12 protein-coding genes, 27 tRNA genes and 3 rRNA genes are annotated in these 19,499 nt (G+C 37.3%); 41 read left to right on the top strand and 1 reads right to left on the bottom strand.

What is annotated here, in order from left to right; genetic code table 11:
• Nucleotides 1-33: 33 nt before the first annotated feature.
• The gene (locus AC38BG_RS00480) at nt 34-471 is read right to left on the bottom strand and encodes an HIT family protein (protein ID WP_489937226.1); all 438 of its coding nucleotides are present in this window, start codon (nt 469-471) and stop codon (nt 34-36) included.
• Between the two features lie 85 nt (nt 472-556).
• Between AC38BG_RS00480 and AC38BG_RS00475 the strand changes: the two genes are divergently transcribed.
• The 41 genes from AC38BG_RS00475 to murC all read left to right on the top strand — a co-directional run bounded on the left by AC38BG_RS00475 (nt 557) and on the right by murC (nt 19,486).
• Nucleotides 557-1,285, top strand: a complete 729-nt coding sequence (locus AC38BG_RS00475) for an ABC transporter ATP-binding protein (protein WP_489937225.1) — start codon at nt 557-559, stop codon at nt 1,283-1,285.
• Between the two features lie 4 nt (nt 1,286-1,289).
• Nucleotides 1,290-2,495 carry an ABC transporter permease gene (locus AC38BG_RS00470; RefSeq protein WP_489937224.1) on the top strand — a complete coding sequence of 402 codons (1,206 nt, stop codon included), beginning with the start codon at nt 1,290-1,292 and terminating at the stop codon, nt 2,493-2,495.
• Nucleotides 2,492-3,142 carry a tRNA (guanosine(46)-N7)-methyltransferase TrmB gene (trmB, locus tag AC38BG_RS00465; protein WP_489937223.1) on the top strand — a complete coding sequence of 217 codons (651 nt, stop codon included), beginning with the start codon at nt 2,492-2,494 and terminating at the stop codon, nt 3,140-3,142. The genes AC38BG_RS00470 and trmB overlap by 4 nt, the downstream gene beginning before the upstream one ends.
• Nucleotides 3,143-3,209: 67 nt before the next feature.
• Nucleotides 3,210-3,530: a thioredoxin family protein gene (locus AC38BG_RS00460; RefSeq protein WP_489937222.1), complete on the top strand. Its 321-nt coding sequence runs from the start codon at nt 3,210-3,212 to the stop codon at nt 3,528-3,530.
• 17 nt (nt 3,531-3,547) lie between these two features.
• Nucleotides 3,548-4,195 (top strand): YtpR family tRNA-binding protein, encoded by a 648-nt coding sequence (gene ytpR, locus AC38BG_RS00455; protein WP_489937221.1) that lies wholly within the window; start codon nt 3,548-3,550, stop codon nt 4,193-4,195.
• Between the two features lie 137 nt (nt 4,196-4,332).
• Complete coding sequence (locus AC38BG_RS00450; protein WP_489937220.1) at nt 4,333-4,866, top strand: hypothetical protein; 534 nt, start codon at nt 4,333-4,335, stop codon at nt 4,864-4,866.
• A 460-nt stretch (nt 4,867-5,326) separates the two neighbouring features.
• A 16S ribosomal RNA gene (locus AC38BG_RS00445) occupies nt 5,327-6,890 on the top strand.
• A 207-nt stretch (nt 6,891-7,097) separates the two neighbouring features.
• Nucleotides 7,098-10,011 (top strand): 23S ribosomal RNA (locus AC38BG_RS00440).
• Nucleotides 10,012-10,078: 67 nt separating this feature from the next.
• Nucleotides 10,079-10,195, top strand: a 5S ribosomal RNA gene (rrf, locus tag AC38BG_RS00435).
• Together the 16S, 23S and 5S rRNA genes with 27 tRNA genes alongside form the textbook arrangement of a ribosomal RNA operon.
• A 3-nt stretch (nt 10,196-10,198) precedes the next feature.
• Nucleotides 10,199-10,271, top strand: a tRNA-Val gene (locus AC38BG_RS00430).
• Between the two features lie 6 nt (nt 10,272-10,277).
• A tRNA-Lys gene (locus AC38BG_RS00425) sits at nt 10,278-10,350 on the top strand.
• A 17-nt stretch (nt 10,351-10,367) separates the two neighbouring features.
• Nucleotides 10,368-10,449, top strand: a tRNA-Leu gene (locus tag AC38BG_RS00420).
• A 31-nt stretch (nt 10,450-10,480) separates the two neighbouring features.
• Nucleotides 10,481-10,553 (top strand) — tRNA-Thr (locus AC38BG_RS00415).
• 10 nt (nt 10,554-10,563) lie between these two features.
• Nucleotides 10,564-10,635: transfer RNA gene (locus AC38BG_RS00410), tRNA-Gly, on the top strand.
• Nucleotides 10,636-10,645: 10 nt separating this feature from the next.
• Nucleotides 10,646-10,731, top strand: a tRNA-Leu gene (locus tag AC38BG_RS00405).
• Nucleotides 10,732-10,739: 8 nt separating this feature from the next.
• Nucleotides 10,740-10,813 (top strand) — tRNA-Arg (locus tag AC38BG_RS00400).
• Nucleotides 10,814-10,820: 7 nt separating this feature from the next.
• A tRNA-Pro gene (locus AC38BG_RS00395) sits at nt 10,821-10,894 on the top strand.
• Between the two features lie 25 nt (nt 10,895-10,919).
• A tRNA-Met gene (locus AC38BG_RS00390) sits at nt 10,920-10,993 on the top strand.
• Between the two features lie 11 nt (nt 10,994-11,004).
• Nucleotides 11,005-11,078: transfer RNA gene (locus AC38BG_RS00385), tRNA-Ile, on the top strand.
• 17 nt (nt 11,079-11,095) lie between these two features.
• A tRNA-Met gene (locus tag AC38BG_RS00380) sits at nt 11,096-11,169 on the top strand.
• A gap of 3 nt (nt 11,170-11,172) precedes the next feature.
• Nucleotides 11,173-11,246 (top strand) — tRNA-Asp (locus AC38BG_RS00375).
• Between the two features lie 6 nt (nt 11,247-11,252).
• A tRNA-Phe gene (locus AC38BG_RS00370) sits at nt 11,253-11,325 on the top strand.
• 17 nt (nt 11,326-11,342) lie between these two features.
• Nucleotides 11,343-11,413, top strand: a tRNA-Gly gene (locus tag AC38BG_RS00365).
• 7 nt (nt 11,414-11,420) lie between these two features.
• A tRNA-Ile gene (locus AC38BG_RS00360) sits at nt 11,421-11,494 on the top strand.
• Nucleotides 11,495-11,496: 2 nt separating this feature from the next.
• A tRNA-Ser gene (locus AC38BG_RS00355) sits at nt 11,497-11,585 on the top strand.
• A gap of 62 nt (nt 11,586-11,647) precedes the next feature.
• A tRNA-Glu gene (locus AC38BG_RS00350) sits at nt 11,648-11,719 on the top strand.
• A 19-nt stretch (nt 11,720-11,738) separates the two neighbouring features.
• Nucleotides 11,739-11,829 (top strand) — tRNA-Ser (locus tag AC38BG_RS00345).
• A gap of 6 nt (nt 11,830-11,835) precedes the next feature.
• A tRNA-Met gene (locus AC38BG_RS00340) sits at nt 11,836-11,909 on the top strand.
• A 3-nt stretch (nt 11,910-11,912) separates the two neighbouring features.
• Nucleotides 11,913-11,986 (top strand) — tRNA-Asp (locus tag AC38BG_RS00335).
• 6 nt (nt 11,987-11,992) lie between these two features.
• A tRNA-Phe gene (locus tag AC38BG_RS00330) sits at nt 11,993-12,065 on the top strand.
• A 5-nt stretch (nt 12,066-12,070) separates the two neighbouring features.
• A tRNA-Tyr gene (locus AC38BG_RS00325) sits at nt 12,071-12,152 on the top strand.
• Nucleotides 12,153-12,156: 4 nt separating this feature from the next.
• Nucleotides 12,157-12,227: transfer RNA gene (locus AC38BG_RS00320), tRNA-Trp, on the top strand.
• Nucleotides 12,228-12,239: 12 nt separating this feature from the next.
• Nucleotides 12,240-12,312, top strand: a tRNA-His gene (locus AC38BG_RS00315).
• Between the two features lie 7 nt (nt 12,313-12,319).
• Nucleotides 12,320-12,391 (top strand) — tRNA-Gln (locus tag AC38BG_RS00310).
• 31 nt (nt 12,392-12,422) lie between these two features.
• Nucleotides 12,423-12,493 (top strand) — tRNA-Cys (locus tag AC38BG_RS00305).
• A 37-nt stretch (nt 12,494-12,530) separates the two neighbouring features.
• Nucleotides 12,531-12,614, top strand: a tRNA-Leu gene (locus AC38BG_RS00300).
• A 91-nt stretch (nt 12,615-12,705) separates the two neighbouring features.
• Nucleotides 12,706-13,872 carry a glycosyltransferase gene (locus tag AC38BG_RS00295; protein ID WP_489937219.1) on the top strand — a complete coding sequence of 389 codons (1,167 nt, stop codon included), beginning with the start codon at nt 12,706-12,708 and terminating at the stop codon, nt 13,870-13,872.
• Entirely contained in the window at nt 13,865-14,911 is a 1,047-nt protein-coding gene (locus AC38BG_RS00290) for a glycosyltransferase family 4 protein (RefSeq protein WP_489937218.1), read from the top strand. Before AC38BG_RS00295 ends, AC38BG_RS00290 begins: the two co-directional genes overlap by 8 nt.
• Nucleotides 14,908-15,924 (top strand): lysylphosphatidylglycerol synthase transmembrane domain-containing protein, encoded by a 1,017-nt coding sequence (locus tag AC38BG_RS00285; protein ID WP_489937217.1) that lies wholly within the window; start codon nt 14,908-14,910, stop codon nt 15,922-15,924. The genes AC38BG_RS00290 and AC38BG_RS00285 overlap by 4 nt, the downstream gene beginning before the upstream one ends.
• Before the next feature lie 90 nt (nt 15,925-16,014).
• On the top strand, nt 16,015-18,084 hold the full coding sequence (locus AC38BG_RS00280) for an LTA synthase family protein (protein WP_489937216.1): 2,070 nt from the start codon (nt 16,015-16,017) through the stop codon (nt 18,082-18,084).
• 91 nt (nt 18,085-18,175) lie between these two features.
• Entirely contained in the window at nt 18,176-19,486 is a 1,311-nt protein-coding gene (murC, locus tag AC38BG_RS00275; RefSeq protein ID WP_489937215.1) for a UDP-N-acetylmuramate--L-alanine ligase, read from the top strand.
• Nucleotides 19,487-19,499: the final 13 nt, after the last annotated feature.

The following is a 19,499-nucleotide window of genomic DNA, read 5'->3' as shown; positions in this document are numbered from 1 at the left end:
TAATAATATCTATATTCATTGTACCTAAAAATATTAGTTTTGAAAATTATTTCGTATGCTTGTAGCAATCGCTTCATAGTCTGCTGCTGTGTATTTGGAAGCGTTATTTCTGGTTGCTATTTTTAACCCATCATCGGCATATCTTGGAATGAAATGAATATGTGAATGCATGATAACTTGACCAGCAATTTTTCCATTATTAGTGTTAATATTCATTCCAATAATTTTAGGATTAGATGCTTTAATTGCATTAGCAATCATTGGCAAATATTGTAAAAATCTTGCAGCATCTTCTTGGCTATAATCAAAAATATTTACAATATGTTTTTTAGGTACCATTAAAGTATGACCTGGTGTAACTTGGCTTAAGTCTAAGAAAGCATAAACATCATCGTTTTCAAAGACAGGGTAGCTAGGAACCTTTTTTTCAATAATTTTACAAAATAAACAGCTTGGATCTAAATCATTCATATCAATTCCTCCATATAATATTGTTTAAGACTTATTCAAGTTCATGTTATCATAAATATGAATTTTTAAAGCAAGGAATAACACAATGACATTAAAAATAAAAAAATTGACAGGAGGCTATTTTGCTACACCTGTCATTAAAGATGTGAACTTAACCATTGAAAATGGGCAAGGAATAGGATTAATAGGTTTAAATGGTGCTGGTAAATCAACGACCATTAAACATATATTAGGATTATTACGTCCTCAAAAAGGTAGTATTAGTTTAGATAATATGCAAATAACTGAAAATCCTACAAAATTTAAAACAAAGTTAGCATATATTCCTGAAGTTCCTGTACTATATCCAGAATTGACATTAAAAGAACATATTGAATTAACAATGCTGGCATATAATTTAAATCCAGATAAGGCATGGAATAGAGCAAATGAATTATTAAGAAAATTTAAGTTAGATGATAAATTAGACTGGCTGCCAATACATTTTTCTAAAGGGATGCGTCAAAAAGTTATGATTGTTACCGCGTTTTTGGCGGATAGTGATTTATTAGTTGTTGATGAACCATTTACTGGATTAGATCCGTTATCTGTAGCAAATTTAATTAAATTATTGCAACAAGCAATTGCTGATAAAAAGATGGTATTAATGACTACACACATTTTGTCTGATGCTCAGCAAGTTGTTCAAAAATTTGCAGTATTAAATAAAGGCACAATTGAAACGATTGGAACACTTAGCGAGATCAGGCGACACTATGGTTTAAGTGAGAAAGATCCTTTTGATAAACTCTATCAAATTTTAAGTCAGGAGTAACCAAATGAATGAACTAGTAAAAAAACGACTTTCTCAAAATTTAAAAAAACAAGTACACTTTTTGACTTTAGTTTTTAATGACTTTTTTATCCTTGCAATAATATTTTTGTTTGGGGCATTAATGTTTTGGTATGCAAAAATGCTAAAACAAATTCCCAATAAAATATGGTTTTATCGCTTAATTGCTGGGATAATTATTTTTCTTCCTTTTTTATCTGGAAGATTAGCTACTTTGTTTGAAGACGCGGATAAGCAATTTTTGTTTACTAAAGACGAGGAATTAATTAAATATCTAATGCCTTTGTTGCGCTATAGTATGATTTTGCCAATAATATTGTTAGTTTTGACTAGTGCAATATTATTTCCCTTTGTAATGGTTAAAACTTCTGTTGTTTTGTCAACATATGTATCATTGATAATATTATTGATATGTGCTAAATATATTCAGTTATTGCTTAGAATGAATGGGATGTATTTCAATCATCGACGTCATTTATTAGGCTATAACTTATTAGTGTTTGTAATGGTGATATTTACATTGTATTCAAATGCAAGATATTTTACTTTATTATTGATATTAATTTTATTACCTATTTGGTACTATAATTCTATTACTAGTAATGATTTATTTGATTGGAATTACGCTATTTCATATGAAAATGCAAGAAAAAATATGATTTATAGTATTTATAGTTTATTTACTGATGTACCTGAAAAAGCCATCGTAATTAAAAGACGTAAATATTTAGACTTCTTATTACCGAGAAAATTAAATGATGAAAATGCAAATAGCTTTTTATATAGAAGAACTTTGTTACGTAATCCTGAATATATGAATTTGATAGCTAGAATGACAGTATTTGGAATATTAGTAGCTATTATTGTACAAAATCAAACTTGGGCAACTATTATGTCATGTTTGCTTATGTATTTGCTGATTTATCAACTGCTGCCTGTTGTTAATGCTTATAAAAGAAATGTTATGTATCATGTTCAACCAATCAATGTATCTGGTAAATATTTGGCTTTGATCAAAGTAATTAGATATGTCATTTTAATTGAAGTTATAATTATAGGATTTAGCTGGTTAATAATTTTTCAAAATAAGGTAATTGTGTTAGTAAATATAGCTATTTTTATCGGATTTTCGTTAATTTTGATGTTTATTTACTTACCAAACAAAATTAAAAAGATGGGAACAAGAAAATGAGATTAAGAAATAAACCTTGGGCACAAAAATTAGTTCAAGAACATCCTGAGGCTGTGTTAAACGAGCCTGATCCACAAAAAAATATAGATTGGGGTAATCGTTTTGAAAATTCATCTGCTCCATTATCAATTGAGATCGGTTCTGGTAAAGGCAAGTTTATTTGTGATTTAGCAAAAAAATACCCTAATCAAAATTTTGTGGGAATCGAATTACAAACTACAGCAGCGGGGATGATTTTGCGTAAAAAATTAGATGAAAAGTTAGATAATTTGCAAATTATGGTTGCTGATGCTGCCAATTTAGATAGTTTTTTTAAAGCTAACAGTGCTCATGTGATATACCTTAACTTTTCTGATCCTTGGCCTAAAACACGTCATGAAAAAAGAAGATTGACATATAAGAGTTTTTTAGAAAAATACAAAACTGTTTTAAAACAAAATGGTCATATTGAATTTAAAACAGATAATAGTGGCTTATTTGCATATAGTTTGCAAAGTATGAATAATTTTGGGATGATTTTTGATTTCGTAAGCTTAGATTTACATAACTCTAATATGATGGAAAATAATGTTGAAACTGAATATGAACAAAAGTTTTCTCAAAAAGGCAATCCAATATTTGCATTATATGCACATTTTGAGCATTAATATTTTTAATTAATAAATAAGCGTATATAATCAACTTGTAAAAAGTAAGTATAAGAGGTGAATATTTATGGAACAAAAATCAACTTTAACATTAGATGAATTAAAGTCTTTGATTGCAAAAGGTAGAGTAGTATTGTTATTTACTGCAACTTGGTGTGGCGATTGTCATTTTTTGGAACCGCATTTACCAGAAATTGAAAATGATTTTCCTGATATTAAATTTTATAATATAGATCGTGATGGTGCGATGGATGTTGCAAAAGAACTTGGAATTTTTGGAATTCCTAGCTTAGTTGTCTACCAAGATGGTCAAGAAATTGGTAGACTAGTTAATAAGGATCGGAAAACTAAACAAGAAGTTGAAGATTTTTTACATTCATTAAATTAAACGATTGAAGGAAAAATATGATTATTAGTATAAATAAAAAATCTTATCCAAATACAATGATTGTAATCTTGGGACAAGATGACGGACGTAGCGGTTTTATTGAAAAAGATGATGTGACTGAAGTTTTGAATGATCAAAAACATGTCATTGGTTATAACTTTTTCAATGTAGACAAATATCTAGATTATCAAAATATGCCAAATGGTAAAGTGAAGCTAGATTCAAAACAAATTGCAATTTTAAATTCTATAATTAAAAAAGCTGGATTTAAACAAGAATTGCATACACCAAAACCTACTTTAGTGTATGGTTACGTAGTAACTTGTGAACCACATCCAGATTCTGATCACTTGAAAATAACTACTGTTGATGTAGGCAAAGGTTCGAATGTACAAATTGTATGTGGAGCTCCAAATATAGCACAAGGTCAAAAAGTAGTTGTTGCTTTAAATGGAACACTGATGCCAAATGGAGTTCAAATTTGGGATGGAGAATTAAGAGGGGTTGAATCAGACGGTATGATTTGTTCAGCTCGAGAATTAAGTCTGAAACACGCACCACAAAAACGTGGAATTATGGTTTTACCTGATTCATTTGAAGTAGGAGATCCATTTGACGCTGAAAAATGTGATCAATTAATCGTTGAAGGAAAAATAACATTATAAAAGTTGTGAAAGTTTGATCTTATATGTAGATCTAACTTTTTTATATACAAAAATAACAATAGTTATTTAATAAAAAGATTGCTAGAATTATAATATTTTGATAATATTAACGAATAAATTTTAAAGGAGGGCTTATCGTGCAAGTGACGCAACTGGAAAATGCGCTGCGCCAAGATTTGTCGAACTACCCGGTTAACTTATATTCGGTAACTCAATTTTGCCAAAGCGCTAATATTGATCGTGGGATATTTTACAGGCAATTTAAAAACCTGAGTGCAGTTTATGCAGTAACTATGGAGCACAGACTTGAAAGCATTTTAACTGATCAAAAATACTCTAATTTTGGTAGTAGATTATTGGTTTTAATGAATGAAATCAAGGAAAATAGCGATTATTATTCAAATATATTTTATTTAATGAGAGGTGAATGCATATGTACACGCTTGGTTGATTCATTATATGTATCAATTAAAGACTATGCTTCAAAAAATGGACCATATGCAAAAAATACTTTAGCACGAGCTGCTAATTCAATATATTTTGCTTTATATCATTGGATAGCTCATCAATGCAAAGAAGAAATGCATACTGTTTATCAAAGCTTATTTTTCAATATTAAATTAATCGAAGAACAAAAAAAGATAACTGATCCAATAGAATGGCCGTTATAGCGAGATTTTTAGGCTACAAAAAAATTGTAGCTTTTTTTGTAAAATAATTACGAAAAAAGCTTGTCAAAAATCTGGATAAATGATATATTATTTAAGTCGCAAAAAACGATATCCAAGATATAAAACAAGAAGCTTAAAAGCCTTGAACAAGAAGTTAAAAAATAAAGAATAAAGTTCTTGACAAAGAGAAACAAAGCTAGTAATATATTTAGATGTCGTCAGTTGAAAGGCTGAGCGGCGCAAAAGATTTATCAAAAAGTTCTTGACAAGAAAGAATGAGTTATGATAAACTAATAAAGGCTTTTTACAAAGCGAGTTAGTACTTTGAAAACTGAACAAAGTTTCGCTAAATAGTGTGCGGGTGTAAGAACCCAAAACAAATAAGCGAAGTCAATTTCGCAAGCAATAAATTTGAGATAAACAAATCAAAAAAATCTAGAGCTAAAAAGCTCAAACTTTTAAAATTGAGAGTTTGATCCTGGCTCAGGACGAACGCTGGCGGCGTGCCTAATACATGCAAGTCGAGCGAGCCTGCCTATAGAAGTTCTTCGGAATGGAAATAGATACAGGCGAGCGGCGGATGGGTGAGTAACACGTGGGTAACCTGCCCTTCAGTCTGGGATACCTTTTGGAAACAGAAGCTAATACCGGATAAAAGCTTTAATCGCATGATTGAAGCTTAAAAGGCGGCGTAAGCTGTCGCTAAAGGATGGACCTGCGGAGCATTAGCTAGTTGGTAAGGTAACGGCTTACCAAGGCGATGATGCATAGCCGAGTTGAGAGACTGATCGGCCACATTGGGACTGAGACACGGCCCAAACTCCTACGGGAGGCAGCAGTAGGGAATCTTCCACAATGGACGCAAGTCTGATGGAGCAACGCCGCGTGAGTGAAGAAGGTTTTCGGATCGTAAAGCTCTGTTGTTGGTGAAGAAAGGTCAGGGGAGTAACTGCCCTTGACTTGACGGTAATCAACCAGAAAGTCACGGCTAACTACGTGCCAGCAGCCGCGGTAATACGTAGGTGGCAAGCGTTGTCCGGATTTATTGGGCGTAAAGCGAGCGCAGGCGGATTGATAAGTCTAATGTGAAAGCCTTCGGCTCAACCGAAGAATAGCATCGGAAACTGTCAATCTTGAGTGCAGAAGAGGAGAGTGGAACTCCATGTGTAGCGGTGGAATGCGTAGATATATGGAAGAACACCAGTGGCGAAGGCGGCTCTCTGGTCTGCAACTGACGCTGAGGCTCGAAAGCATGGGTAGCAAACAGGATTAGATACCCTGGTAGTCCATGCTGTAAACGATGAGTGCTAAGTGTTGGAAGGTTTCCACCTTTCAGTGCTGCAGCTAACGCATTAAGCACTCCGCCTGGGGAGTACGACCGCAAGGTTGAAACTCAAAGGAATTGACGGGGGCCCGCACAAGCGGTGGAGCATGTGGTTTAATTCGAAGCAACGCGAAGAACCTTACCAGGTCTTGACATCTAGTGTAAACCCAAGAGATTGGGCATTCCCTTCGGGGACACTAAGACAGGTGGTGCATGGCTGTCGTCAGCTCGTGTCGTGAGATGTTGGGTTAAGTCCCGCAACGAGCGCAACCCTTATTATTAGTTGCCAGCATTAAGTTGGGCACTCTAATGAGACTGCCGGTGACAAACCGGAGGAAGGCGGGGACGACGTCAAGTCATCATGCCCCTTATGACCTGGGCTACACACGTGCTACAATGGGCAGTACAACGAGAAGCGAACCTGTGAAGGTAAGCGGATCTCTGAAAGCTGTTCTCAGTTCGGACTGCAGGCTGCAACTCGCCTGCACGAAGCTGGAATCGCTAGTAATCGCGGATCAGCATGCCGCGGTGAATACGTTCCCGGGCCTTGTACACACCGCCCGTCACACCATGAGAGTCTGCAACACCCAAAGTCGGTGAGATAACCGCAAGGGATCAGCCGCCTAAGGTGGGGCAGATGATTGGGGTGAAGTCGTAACAAGGTAGCCGTAGGAGAACCTGCGGCTGGATCACCTCCTTTCTAAGGAAAAGGCAAAGGATATGGAGAGTAGCAATACTAAGAGAAGTATCCAAAGACCAGGAAGCACACTAAAGAAACTTTGTTTAGTTTTGAGAGTAGTAACTCTCAAGTTAGTACATTGAAAACTGAATAACAACGAAAAAAACCGAGACAATCAAAGAGAAAAGACCGAGAGCGTAAATAGAGAGCGATCGAACGAAAAAGTTAGGTCAAGTAGAAAAGGGCGCACGGTGAATGCCTAGGCACTATAAGGCGAAGAAGGACGTGACGAACCACGAAAGGCTTCGGAGAGCAGTAAGTAAGCTAAGACCCGGAGATATCCGAATGGGGGAACCCAGTGCAGAGATGCATTATTTATCAGTGAATACATAGCTGATAAAGGCGAGACGCAGTGAACTGAAACATCTAAGTAGCTGCAGGAAGAGAAAGAAAGATCGATTTTCTTAGTAGCGGCGAGCGAACAGGAAAGAGCCTAAACCATAGGATTTATTTTATGGGGTTGTAGGAAATACGATAAAGCATAAGAGCAGAGATAGACGAATTATCTGGGAAGGTAAGTCAAAGAAGGTGAGAACCCTGTAGTCGAAATCGAAGCGAAGTGTGAGTATTCTCCTGAGTAGGTCGGGACACGAGGAATCCCGATTGAAGCGACGAGGACCATCTCGTAAGGCTAAATACTCGATAGTGACCGATAGTGAACCAGTACCGTGAGGGAAAGGTGAAAAGAACCCCGGAAGGGGAGTGAAAGAGAACCTGAAACCGTGTGCCTACAAATAGTCAAAGCACATTAAAGTGTAATGGCGTGCCTTTTGTAGAATGAACCGGCGAGTTACGTTAATTAGCAAGGTTAAGTCAGAAAAGACGGAGCCGTAGCGAAAGCGAGTCTGAAAAGGGCGCAATAAGTTAGTTGACGTAGACCCGAAACCAAGTGACCTACCCATGTCCAGGCTGAAGGCCAGGTAAAACTGGCTGGAGGGCCGAACCCACGTAAGTTAAAAATTGCGGGGATGAGGTGTGGGTAGCGGTGAAATTCCAAACGAACTTGGAGATAGCTGGTTCTCTCCGAAATAGCTTTAGGGCTAGCCTCGTGAGAAAGGATAATGGAGGTAGAGCTCTGTTTGGACTAGGGGCCCGTCAGGGGTTACTGAATCCAGATAAACTACGAATGCCAGATATCCATACACGGGAGTCAGACTGCGAGTGATAAGATCCGTAGTCGAAAGGGAAACAGCCCAGATCACCAGTTAAGGTCCCAAAATCTATGCTAAGTGGAAAAGGATGTGGAGTTGCGCAGACAACTAGGACGTTGGCTCAGAAGCAGCAATCATTCAAAGAGTGCGTAATAGCTCACTAGTCGAGTGACGCCGCGCCGAAAATTTACCGGGGCTAAGCATAGTACCGAAACTGTGGATGTACTTGAAAAAGTATGTGGTAGGAGAGCGTTCTAATAGCGGAGAAGTCAGACCGAGAGGACTGGTGGAGCAATTAGAAGTGAGAATGCCGGTATGAGTAGCGAAAGACAGGTGAGAATCCTGTCCACCGCAAGACTAAGGTTTCCTGGGGCAGGCTCGTCCGCCCAGGGTAAGTCGGGGCCTAAGGTAAGGCTGAGAAGCGTAGCCGATGGATAACAGGTAGAGATTCCTGTACTAATACTAATCGTTAATAGCGATGGAGGGACGCAGGAGGCAAGTAACGCATGGAGCTGGAATCCATGTGCAAGCAGTAAGGATAAAGATGAGTAAAATGCTTATTTTTAGGAAGTCTGAGCTGTGACGCGGAGCGAAATTAAAGTAGCGAAGGTTATGTAGTCACACTGCCAAGAAAAGCTTCTAGCAAGAGAGGTATTACCCGTACCGCAAACCGACACAGGTAGTCGAGGAGAGTATCCTCAGGTGAGCGAGAGAACTCTCGTTAAGGAACTCGGCAAAATAGCCCCGTAACTTCGGAAGAAGGGGCGCTGATCGAAAGATCAGCCGCAGTGAAGAGGCCCAAGCAACTGTTTATCAAAAACACAGGTTTCTGCAAAATCGTAAGATGACGTATAGGAGCTGACACCTGCCCGGTGCTGGAAGGTTAAGAGGAGCGCTTAGCGCAAGCGAAGGCGCGAATTGAAGCCCCAGTAAACGGCGGCCGTAACTATAACGGTCCTAAGGTAGCGAAATTCCTTGTCGGGTAAGTTCCGACCTGCACGAAAGGTGTAATGATTTGGGCACTGTCTCAACGAGAGACTCGGTGAAATTATAATACCCGTGAAGATGCGGGTTACCCGCGACAGGACGGAAAGACCCCATGGAGCTTTACTGTAGCTTGATATTGGGTAACTGTAAAAGATGTACAGGATAGGTAGGAGCCAGAGAAAGCAGGACGCTAGTCTTGCTGGAGGCGCTGGTGGGATACTACCCTTGTTTTACGGTTGCCCTAACCTAGGTTGAAAATCGCAATCAGGGACAGTGTCAGGCAGGCAGTTTGACTGGGGCGGTCGCCTCCTAAAAAGTAACGGAGGCGCCCAAAGGTTCTCTCAGAATGGTTGGAAATCATTCATAGAGTGTAAAGGCACAAGAGAGCTTGACTGCGAGAGAGACAACTCGAGCAGGTAGGAAACTAGGGCTTAGTGATCTGGTGGTACTGCATGGAAAGGCCATCACTCAACGGATAAAAGCTACCCTGGGGATAACAGGCTTATCTCCCCCAAGAGTTCACATCGACGGGGAGGTTTGGCACCTCGATGTCGGCTCGTCGCATCCTGGGGCTGAAGTCGGTCCCAAGGGTTGGGCTGTTCGCCCATTAAAGCGGCACGCGAGCTGGGTTCAGAACGTCGTGAGACAGTTCGGTCCCTATCCGTCGTGGGCGTAGGAAATTTGAGAGGAGCTGTCCTTAGTACGAGAGGACCGGGATGGACACACCGCTGGTGTACCAGTTGTCATGCCAATGGCACCGCTGGGTAGCTAAGTGTGGACGGGATAAGCGCTGAAAGCATCTAAGTGCGAAGCCCCCCTCGAGATGAGATTTCCTTTGTGTAAAGCAATAAGACACCTCTAAGACTAAGAGGTAGATAGGCTGGAAGTGGAAGGATAGTGATATCTGGAGCAGACCAGTACTAATCAGTCGAGAACTTGACCAAAGAGATTGTAAGGTAAGGAAGTTGTTATTCAGTTTTGAGTGTAAGAGCTCAAAAAGAGGAAGAAAAGTGCGGTGGCGCTAGCAAGAAGGAAACACCCGTAACCATGCCGAACACGGAAGTAAAGCTTCTTAACGCCGAGAGTAGTTGGTGGGAAACTGCCTGCGAGGGTAGGTAGCTGCCGTGCTTTGGAGGATTAGCTCAGCTGGGAGAGCATCTGCCTTACAAGCAGGAGGTCACAGGTTCGAGCCCTGTATCCTCCATTCCTTGAGTCGTTAGCTCAGTTGGTAGAGCATCTGACTTTTAATCAGAGGGTCGACAGTTCGAACCTGTCACGACTCATTGACCCAATTTATACTGCGGGTGTGGCGGAATTGGCAGACGCGCTAGATTTAGGTTCTAGTGTTTTCGGACGTGTGGGTTCAAGTCCCACCACCCGTATTGTCCATTCTGTGACATTCTTTGACAAGTTGCCGATTTAGCTCAGTTGGTAGAGCATCTGTCTTGTAAACAGGGGGTCGTACGTTCAAATCGTATAATCGGCATTTATATTATGCGGAAGTAGTTCAGTGGTAGAACACCACCTTGCCATGGTGGGGGTCGCGGGTTCGAATCCCGTCTTCCGCTTTCATTACATGCCGGGGTGGCGGAATTGGCAGACGCACGGGACTTAAAATCCCGCGGTTGGTTTCAACCGTACCGGTTCGACTCCGGTCCTCGGCATTAATGATGCACCCTTAGCGCAATTGGATAGAGTGTCTGACTACGAATCAGAAGGTTGTAGGTTCGACTCCTACAGGGTGCACCTTTTTCGGGAAGTGGCTCAGCTTGGTAGAGCACCTGGTTTGGGACCAGGGGGTCGCAGGTTCGAATCCTGTCTTCCCGATAGTAACGATTGTTACAATATATTTGGCGGTGTAGCTCAGCTGGCTAGAGCGTCCGGTTCATACCCGGGAGGTCGAGGGTTCGATCCCCCCCGCCGCTATTTGTACGCTTGGACCTTTAGCTCAGTTGGTTAGAGCAGACGGCTCATAACCGTCTGGTCGTAGGTTCGAGTCCTACAAGGTCCATTTTAATAATAAGTTATCGCGGGATGGAGCAGTCTGGTAGCTCGTCGGGCTCATAACCCGAAGGTCGTTGGTTCAAATCCAGCTCCCGCAATATGGTCCATTGGAGTAGTGGTTTATCTCGCCTCCCTGTCACGGAGGAGATCGTCAGTTCAAATCTGTCATGGACCGTAAGATGGCTCGGTAGCTCAGTTGGTAGAGCAAAGGATTGAAGCTCCTTGTGTCGGCGGTTCGATTCCGTCCCGCGCCATTATTTTTTATATTAATGCGGGTATAGTTTAGTGGTAAAATGAAAGCCTTCCAAGCTTTAGTCGCGAGTCCGATTCTCGTTACCCGCTTTATAATGGGCCTATAGCTCAGCTGGTTAGAGCGCACGCCTGATAAGCGTGAGGTCGATGGTTCAAGTCCATTTAGGCCCATTGGAGCAGTACTCAAGTGGCTGAAGAGGCGCCCCTGCTAAGGGTGTAGGTCGGTTATGCTGGCGCGAGAGTTCGAATCCCTCCTGCTCCGTTTGTGAGGATTGACTTTTCTTACAATTTTAGATAATATAATTAAGTACTATTTTTTAGTATGACCCGTTGGTCAAGTGGTTAAGACACCGCCCTTTCACGGCGGTAACATGAGTTCAAATCTCGTACGGGTCATTACCAGTGATGGTAAGTCGGAGGATTACCCAAGTTCGGCTGAAGGGAACGGTCTTGAAAACCGTCAGGCGGGTTTTGCCCGCGCGTGGGTTCGAATCCCACATCCTCCTTATCATCGCGGGATGGAGCAGTCTGGTAGCTCGTCGGGCTCATAACCCGAAGGTCGTTGGTTCAAATCCAGCTCCCGCAATATGGTCCATTGGAGTAGTGGTTTATCTCGCCTCCCTGTCACGGAGGAGATCGTCAGTTCAAATCTGTCATGGACCGTAAGATGGCTCGGTAGCTCAGTTGGTAGAGCAAAGGATTGAAGCTCCTTGTGTCGGCGGTTCGATTCCGTCCCGCGCCACTTTTGGAGGAGTAGCGAAGTGGCTAAACGCGGCGGTCTGTAAAACCGCTCTCTCTGAGTTCGGTGGTTCGAATCCACTCTCCTCCATAATAGGGATATAGTTTAAAGGTAGAACAACGGTCTCCAAAACCGTTGGTGTGGGTTCAATTCCTACTATCCCTGTTTAAAATAATGGCGGAATTGGTGAAGTGGTTAACACATCGGTTTGTGGATCCGACATGCGTGGGTTCGATTCCCACATTCCGCCCTAACATTGGGATATAGCCAAGTGGTAAGGCATTAGACTTTGACTCTAACATGCGTTGGTTCGAATCCAGCTATCCCAATTTGTTAATCTGAAAAGTATTATTAGCTTATGGCGGTGTAGCCAAGTGGTAAGGCAGAGGTCTGCAAAACCTTAATCATCGGTTCGAATCCGATCCCCGCCTTAATACTGGCTAAAGTTTAAGTTAAGTATTATAATTTGGCGGTGTGGCGGAATTGGCAGACGCGTCAGACTCAAAATCTGGTGTCCCCTGGGACGTATCGGTTCGACCCCGATCACCGCTATAGTATAGAAAGACTCACGTAAGTGAGTCTTTTTTTGCATTGCATGAATCTCTTGGAATCTCTATAATATTTCATATACGGAGGTTAAATTATGAATATTGGTTTATATACCGATACTTATTTTCCACAGATTAGTGGTGTTGCCACATCTATAAAAACTTTAAAAGAGGCTTTAGAAGCTCAAGGAAATAATGTATTTATTTTTACGACAACTGATCCAGATGTAAATAAAAATATGCTGGAGCCAAATGTGTTTCGATTTGCAAGTGTACCATTTATATCATTTACAGAACGCAGGATTGCATATCGTGGATTATTTGAGGCTGTAAGAATTGCTAAAGAAGTTCATCTAGATATTGTACACACACAAACTGAATTTTCTATGGGAATGATAGGAAAATATGTTGCTAGACAATTAAATATACCAGCTATTCATACATACCATACAATGTATGAAGATTATTTACATTATGTGTTAAATGGTAGATTATTAAAGCCTAGGCATGTTAAGCAATTTACTGATGCATATTTAAAATCAATGAATGGTGTAATTGCACCTAGCATGCGTGTAGAAAAATTATTAATGCGATATGGAATTACAATTCCTATCAGAGTCATTCCTACTGGTGTAGATGTTAAAGCAATTAATTTAAAAACTACAACTAATATAAGAGAAAAGTTAGGAATTAACGAAGATGTACCTGTTATCTTAACATTAAGTAGAATAGCTTTAGAAAAAAAGATAGATAAGATAATAAAAATTATGCCTGAAGTTTTAGAACGTCATCCTAAAACCAAATTAGTTATTGCGGGTGATGGGCCAGATGAAGATGTTTTAAAAGATCAAGTCGAAAGGTTATCTTTAGAAAACAATATAATTTTTACTGGAAATATTCCTCATGAAGAAGTTGGAAGTTACTATAAAATGGCAGATCTTTTCGTATCAGCTAGTGATACTGAAACACAAGGGTTAACTTATATTGAGGCACTTGCATCAGGAACTAGATGTGTTGTGTATGATACTGACTATACTGAGGGAGTTTTTGATAAACCTGTATTTGGAGCTACTTTTAAAACTTCATCAGAGATGTTACAGGAAGTACTTTATTATCTTGACCATATTCATAAAAGTATTCCCAAGCAAGAGTTGAATTTAAAACTTGAAAATATTTCTGCTAAACATTTTGGTAGTGAAGTATTAAAGTTTTATCAAGATGTAATATCACTATATCAAGCAAGTGAGGCGCTAAATGATTAGAATTAATATGTTTTCTCAAGCTGATTCAGTTAAAGGGCAAGGTGTGGGATCAGCTTATGATGAATTAATTCATTTATTGAAAACAAGATTGATTGATGATTTTTATGTAACTATCAATAAATATGGGCGTAGTGATTTGACTCATTATCATACAATCAATCCAACTTATTATCTTAATAGCTTTTCACCCAGTCGTGGTCGAAAAATTGGCTATGTCCATTTTCTACCAGAAACATTGAATGGATCAATAAAACTACCTGGGTTTTCTAAAAAAGTTTTTGATAAATACTTGATAGATTTTTATAAAAGAATGGACCAATTAGTGGTTGTTAATCCAATGTTTATTGATAAATTAGAATCTGCTGGAATTGAGAGAAAAAGGGTCAAATATATTCCTAATTTTGTTTCTAAAAAAGAATTTTATCCAAAATCACAAGTTGCAAAAAATGCTTTTAGAAAACAAATGAATATTCCATTAGATAAGTTTGTAGTGTTTGGTGACGGACAAGTTCAAGCTAGAAAAGGTATTGATGATTTTGTAGCATTAGCAGAAAAAAATCCTGAAATACAGTTTATTTGGGCTGGAGATTTTTCATTTGGGGCAATCACTGAAGGATATGAACGATATAAAAAAATTGTTGAAAATCCACCAAGAAATGTAAAATTTACAGGTATTGTAGATCGCAAGAAGCTAGTAGATTATTTGAATTGTGCTAATTTATTCTTTTTACCATCTTATGATGAATTATTTCCAATGTCAGTGCTTGAAGCTTTTTCATGTGGGATACCAGTATTATTGCGTGACTTAGATTTGTACAAAGCAATAATTGATGGTTATTATTTATCTGCACATGATTTAGATGGATTTGATCGCATTTTAAAGCAAATAAAACAAAATTCTGATATTTTACAAAAATATGCACAACTATCCATTAAAGCAAGTGATGAGTATTCAGAGGATCATTTAGCAAAAATTTGGAAAGATTTTTATAATGAACAATATGAATTAGGCAAAGAACTCGGGCAAATTAAACAATGAATAAAAAACATTTAATAGGGATGCTAATAGTTTTATTAATTAGCTGCTATGTCTTCTACCAAGATCTAAAAACAACGGATATTAAAAGTCTATTGCTAGCCATAAAGCAAATCAATCCGTATTTGTTAACAGTTGTATTTTTGGTGATGATATTGTCATATGTTTGTGAAGCAGGAATTATTAAGACCTTGGCATATCGTAAAAATGATCCTAAATATTCTAATTGGTCGTTTTTGAGAATACCTATTATTCAGGCTCTATTTAATGCGATAACTCCAATGTCAACTGGAGGCCAACCTTCGCAGCTAGTTGCTATGATACAAATGGGAATAGATGGTGGTCGTGCGACTTCGATTTTATTAATGAAATTTATTTTGTTTCAAATTGTTGTATTTTTTGCATATGTTTCGACCATTTTATTTGGCTTTCATTTGGTTGTAACTAAATTTGCGGGACTTGCAATTTTTATTTTTATTGGCTTTTTAATTCACATTACTTCGATTATTATTTTATTTTCGATAATGTTTGTTTATAATTGGACAAAAAAAATTACTAATCGAATAATTGATTTTTTGGGACACTTTTTTTCAAAAGAAAAAACTGAAAAATGGCGCAAAGGCGCAATGAAACAAATTGATAGTTTTTATTTTGAGAGTCAAAAATTGAAGAGGGAAAAAAAGAGATTAATAATTGCGATTATTTTAACAATTATGCAGTTATTATTATTTTATTCAATCCCTTATTTAGTGTTAATTGCTCTGCAATTAAAAGCATCTTGGGTTCAAGTCACACAAATGAATATTATGGTAATTATGTTTATGTCAATAGTTCCACTTCCAGGCGCTTCAGGTGGAGCCGAATTTAGTTTTCAAACTCTTTTTCAAACATTTGTATCAAGTCATATACTTTTGGTATTAGCAATGTTTTTATGGCGTTTTACAACATATTTTTTCGGAATGATCCTTGGATTATTTGGTTGGCTATTTAAACCAAAAAAGATGAAAAGCAATTAATTTTTAGTTAAAGTCGGTTAATTTATATATAATTCGAAATACAAGTAGTATCATTAATTGACAGAATATCATGATTGAGAGGTTTTTTGGATGGCTCGTGCCAAAGAATTTATAAATTGGCTATTTCACACTAAGATGGGATTTTTCACTTCAGTATTAGTGTTATTTTGGCTAAAAACTTATTGTATATATTTGACCAAGTTTAACCTTGGAGCAGTCGGTTCAATGCAAAACTTCTTGCTGTTAATGAATCCATTACCTGCAGCGATGTTGTTATTAGGCATAGGTTTATTTTTTAATGGTCGAAAATCATACTGGATAATAATTATTATTGATTTTTTGCTTTCATTTTGGTTATTTGCCAATATTTTATATTATCGAGAATTCTCAAACTTTTTATCTGTATCAATTATTAAAACTTCTGGTTCAACTTCTGATAATTTAGGAAAAAGTATTGCAGGGATTACACTGGCAAGTGACTTTTGGGCATTTGGAGATGTTGTTGTAATCATTTTATTGCTTGCATTTAAGGTTTTTAAATATGATTTGCGCAAGTTAAGTTTGAAAGTAGCTGGATTAATTGAGTTACTTGCGTTGACTTTGATGGGCAGTAATTTAATGATGTCTCAAAAAGATCGTTCAGGGTTGTTAACAAGAACTTTTGACAATAATTATATTGTGAAATATCTTGGTATAGATGAATACGCGGTCTATGATGGCTATAAAACTGCTCAAAATAATGCAGAAATGGCTAAAGCTAAAGCGTCTGATTTAAGAACAGTTCAAAAATATTTACAAAAAAATTATGTTGCTCCTAATCCTGCGTATACAGGAGTTGCTAAAGGCAAAAATATTTTAGTAATCCATTTGGAAAGTTTCCAGCAATTTTTGATTGATTATAAATGGAAAGGTAAGGAAGTAACACCAAACTTAAATAAAATTTATCATGATCAAAATACTATTGGTTTTGATAACTTCTTTAATCAAGTTGGTCAAGGAAAAACTTCTGATGCTGAAATGATGCTAGAAAATTCATTGTATGGGCTTCAATCAGGCTCTGCAATGTCTACATATGGAACCACTAATACATTTGAATCAGCTCCTGCAATTTTGCATCAAAAAGATGACTATACAACTGCAGTAATGCATGGTGGTGCGGGTTCATTTTGGAACAGAAACAATGCTTATAAACAATTTGGTTATCAATTCTTTATGCCTCTATCTTTTTATCAAAATAAGAAGAACTATTATTTAGGATATGGAATTAAAGATAAGCTATTTTTTGATCAGTCTATTAAATACATCGAACAACTACCACAGCCATTTTATTTGAAGATGATTACTGTTACAAATCACTATCCATATGATATTGATAAAGCTAACCAAAGTATTGAAAAAACTGATACTGGGGATAATACTGTTGATGGGTATGTTCAAACAGCTCATTATTTAGACCAGGCTATTGGTGAATTAATGGACTGGATGAATAAGACAGGTCTATCTAAAAACACTATGATTGTCTTATATGGTGATCATTATGGAATATCTGGTAATCACCATAAAGCTTCTGCTCAATTGTTAGATAAAAAGACCTTTGATGATTTTGACAATGTTCAATTTCAGCGTGTTCCATTGATGATACATATGCCAGGATTAAAGGGTGGCATCAATCATACTTATGGTGGTGAAATTGATGTTTTACCAACTTTATTAAACTTAGTTGGAATCAGCAATAAAGATATGATTCAATTTGGTAATGACTTATTAGCTAAAAATCGACCTCAATTAGTTGCACAGCGTAATGGTGATTTTATTACACCAGAATATACCAAAGTTGATGGTGCTTATTACTATACTAAAAATGGCAAAAAAGTTAAACATCCAGACAAAAAAGTCAAAGAAAAATTGGCTTCATTATCTAATAGTGTGACAACTCAGTTGTCATTATCTGATCGCGTTATCTCTGGTAATTTATTAAGATTTTATCACCCAGCATGGTTTAACCCAGTTAAAGCAAAGAATTTTGATTATCAATATAAGACAACAATGAAGATGCTGAAAGCTATAGATAAAAAAGATAAATCAAGTTTATATTATCAAAATGGTGATAAAACTACTCAATCAGATTTTATAACAGATGCACCAGAATTAAAAAAATGATGAAAAAGCCCAATAGGGCTTTTTCTTTATAGTTGATAATAGTATGATAATAAAGAATTATTAAGTACAAATGATCTATGGAGTATATAAAATGTTAGACAAAAACAAACAATATTGGTTTATTGGCATTAAGGGTACTGGAATGGCATCTTTAGCTTTGATATTACATGATTTAGGCTATAGTGTAGCTGGAAGTGATATTGCAAAGCATACTTTTACACAAGATCCATTAATTGAAGCAGGGATAAAAGTTACTGAGTTTAATCCTGATAATATTAATGAAGATCAAATTATTGTTAAAGGGAATGCATTTAAAAAAGATAATCCAGAAGTTGCACAAGCAATTAAATTAAACGTACCTATGCAAAGTTATCCAGATACTGTGGAGCAAATTATTGAAATGCATACCAGCATTGGAATTGCTGGAGCACATGGTAAGACTTCAACTACTGCATTATTAGCTCATGTTTTAAGTGAAGTTGCGCCAACTTCATATTTAATTGGTGATGGTGAAGGTAAAGGAGTAACCAACTCAAGATTTTTTGTATATGAAGCTGATGAATATCGTAGACATTTTTTGGCATATCATCCAGATTATCAAATTATGACTAATATTGATTTTGATCATCCTGACTATTTCACGGATATTGAAGATACTCAAAGAGCCTTTCAATCAGCCGCAGATCAAACTAAAAAAGGTTTATTTGTCTGGGGTGATGATCCAAGACTTGCAAAAATTAAAGTTTCAATTCCTAAATATACTTATGGTTTTAAAGATAGTGATAATTTCCAAGCTTATGATGTGACAAAAGATACGGAAGGAACTACTTTTAAAGTTAACGCGGATGGTAAAATAATTGGAACTTTTAAAACTCATTTATTTGGGGATCATAATATTATGAACACTTTAGCTGTAATTGGAGTTGCTTATACAGAAAAAGTTCCGATGGATGATATTAAAGATGGATTATTGACTTATAAAGGTGCTAAGAGAAGATTTAGTGAAAAAGATTTTGGTGATATTGTTGTAATTGATGATTATGCACATCATCCAACAGAAATGAAAGCAACTATTCAAGCAGTTCGTCAAAAATTCCCAGATAAAAAACTGGTAGCTATTTTCCAGCCGCATACTTATTCTCGAACTAAAAAGTTTGCATCTGAATTTGTCGATATTTTAAAAACTGTTGATAAAGCATACATTACTCCAATCTTTGGCTCAGCTAGAGAAAAAGCTGGGGATATTTCAAGTGAAGATCTAACTGCAAAGATTCCTGGAAGTGAAGTTATTGACTTAAATAATATTGCTGATTTAACTAAAAATCATAATGCAGTATTAGTATTTATGGGCGCAGGAGATATACCTAAATATGAAACTGCTTATGAAAAATTATTGAAATAATATGATTTAAAAA

This window comes from Lactobacillus sp. M44, assembly GCF_058130005.1.
Note: the sequence above shows the minus strand (reverse complement) of the source record. Positions and strands in the feature narration are given on the sequence as shown.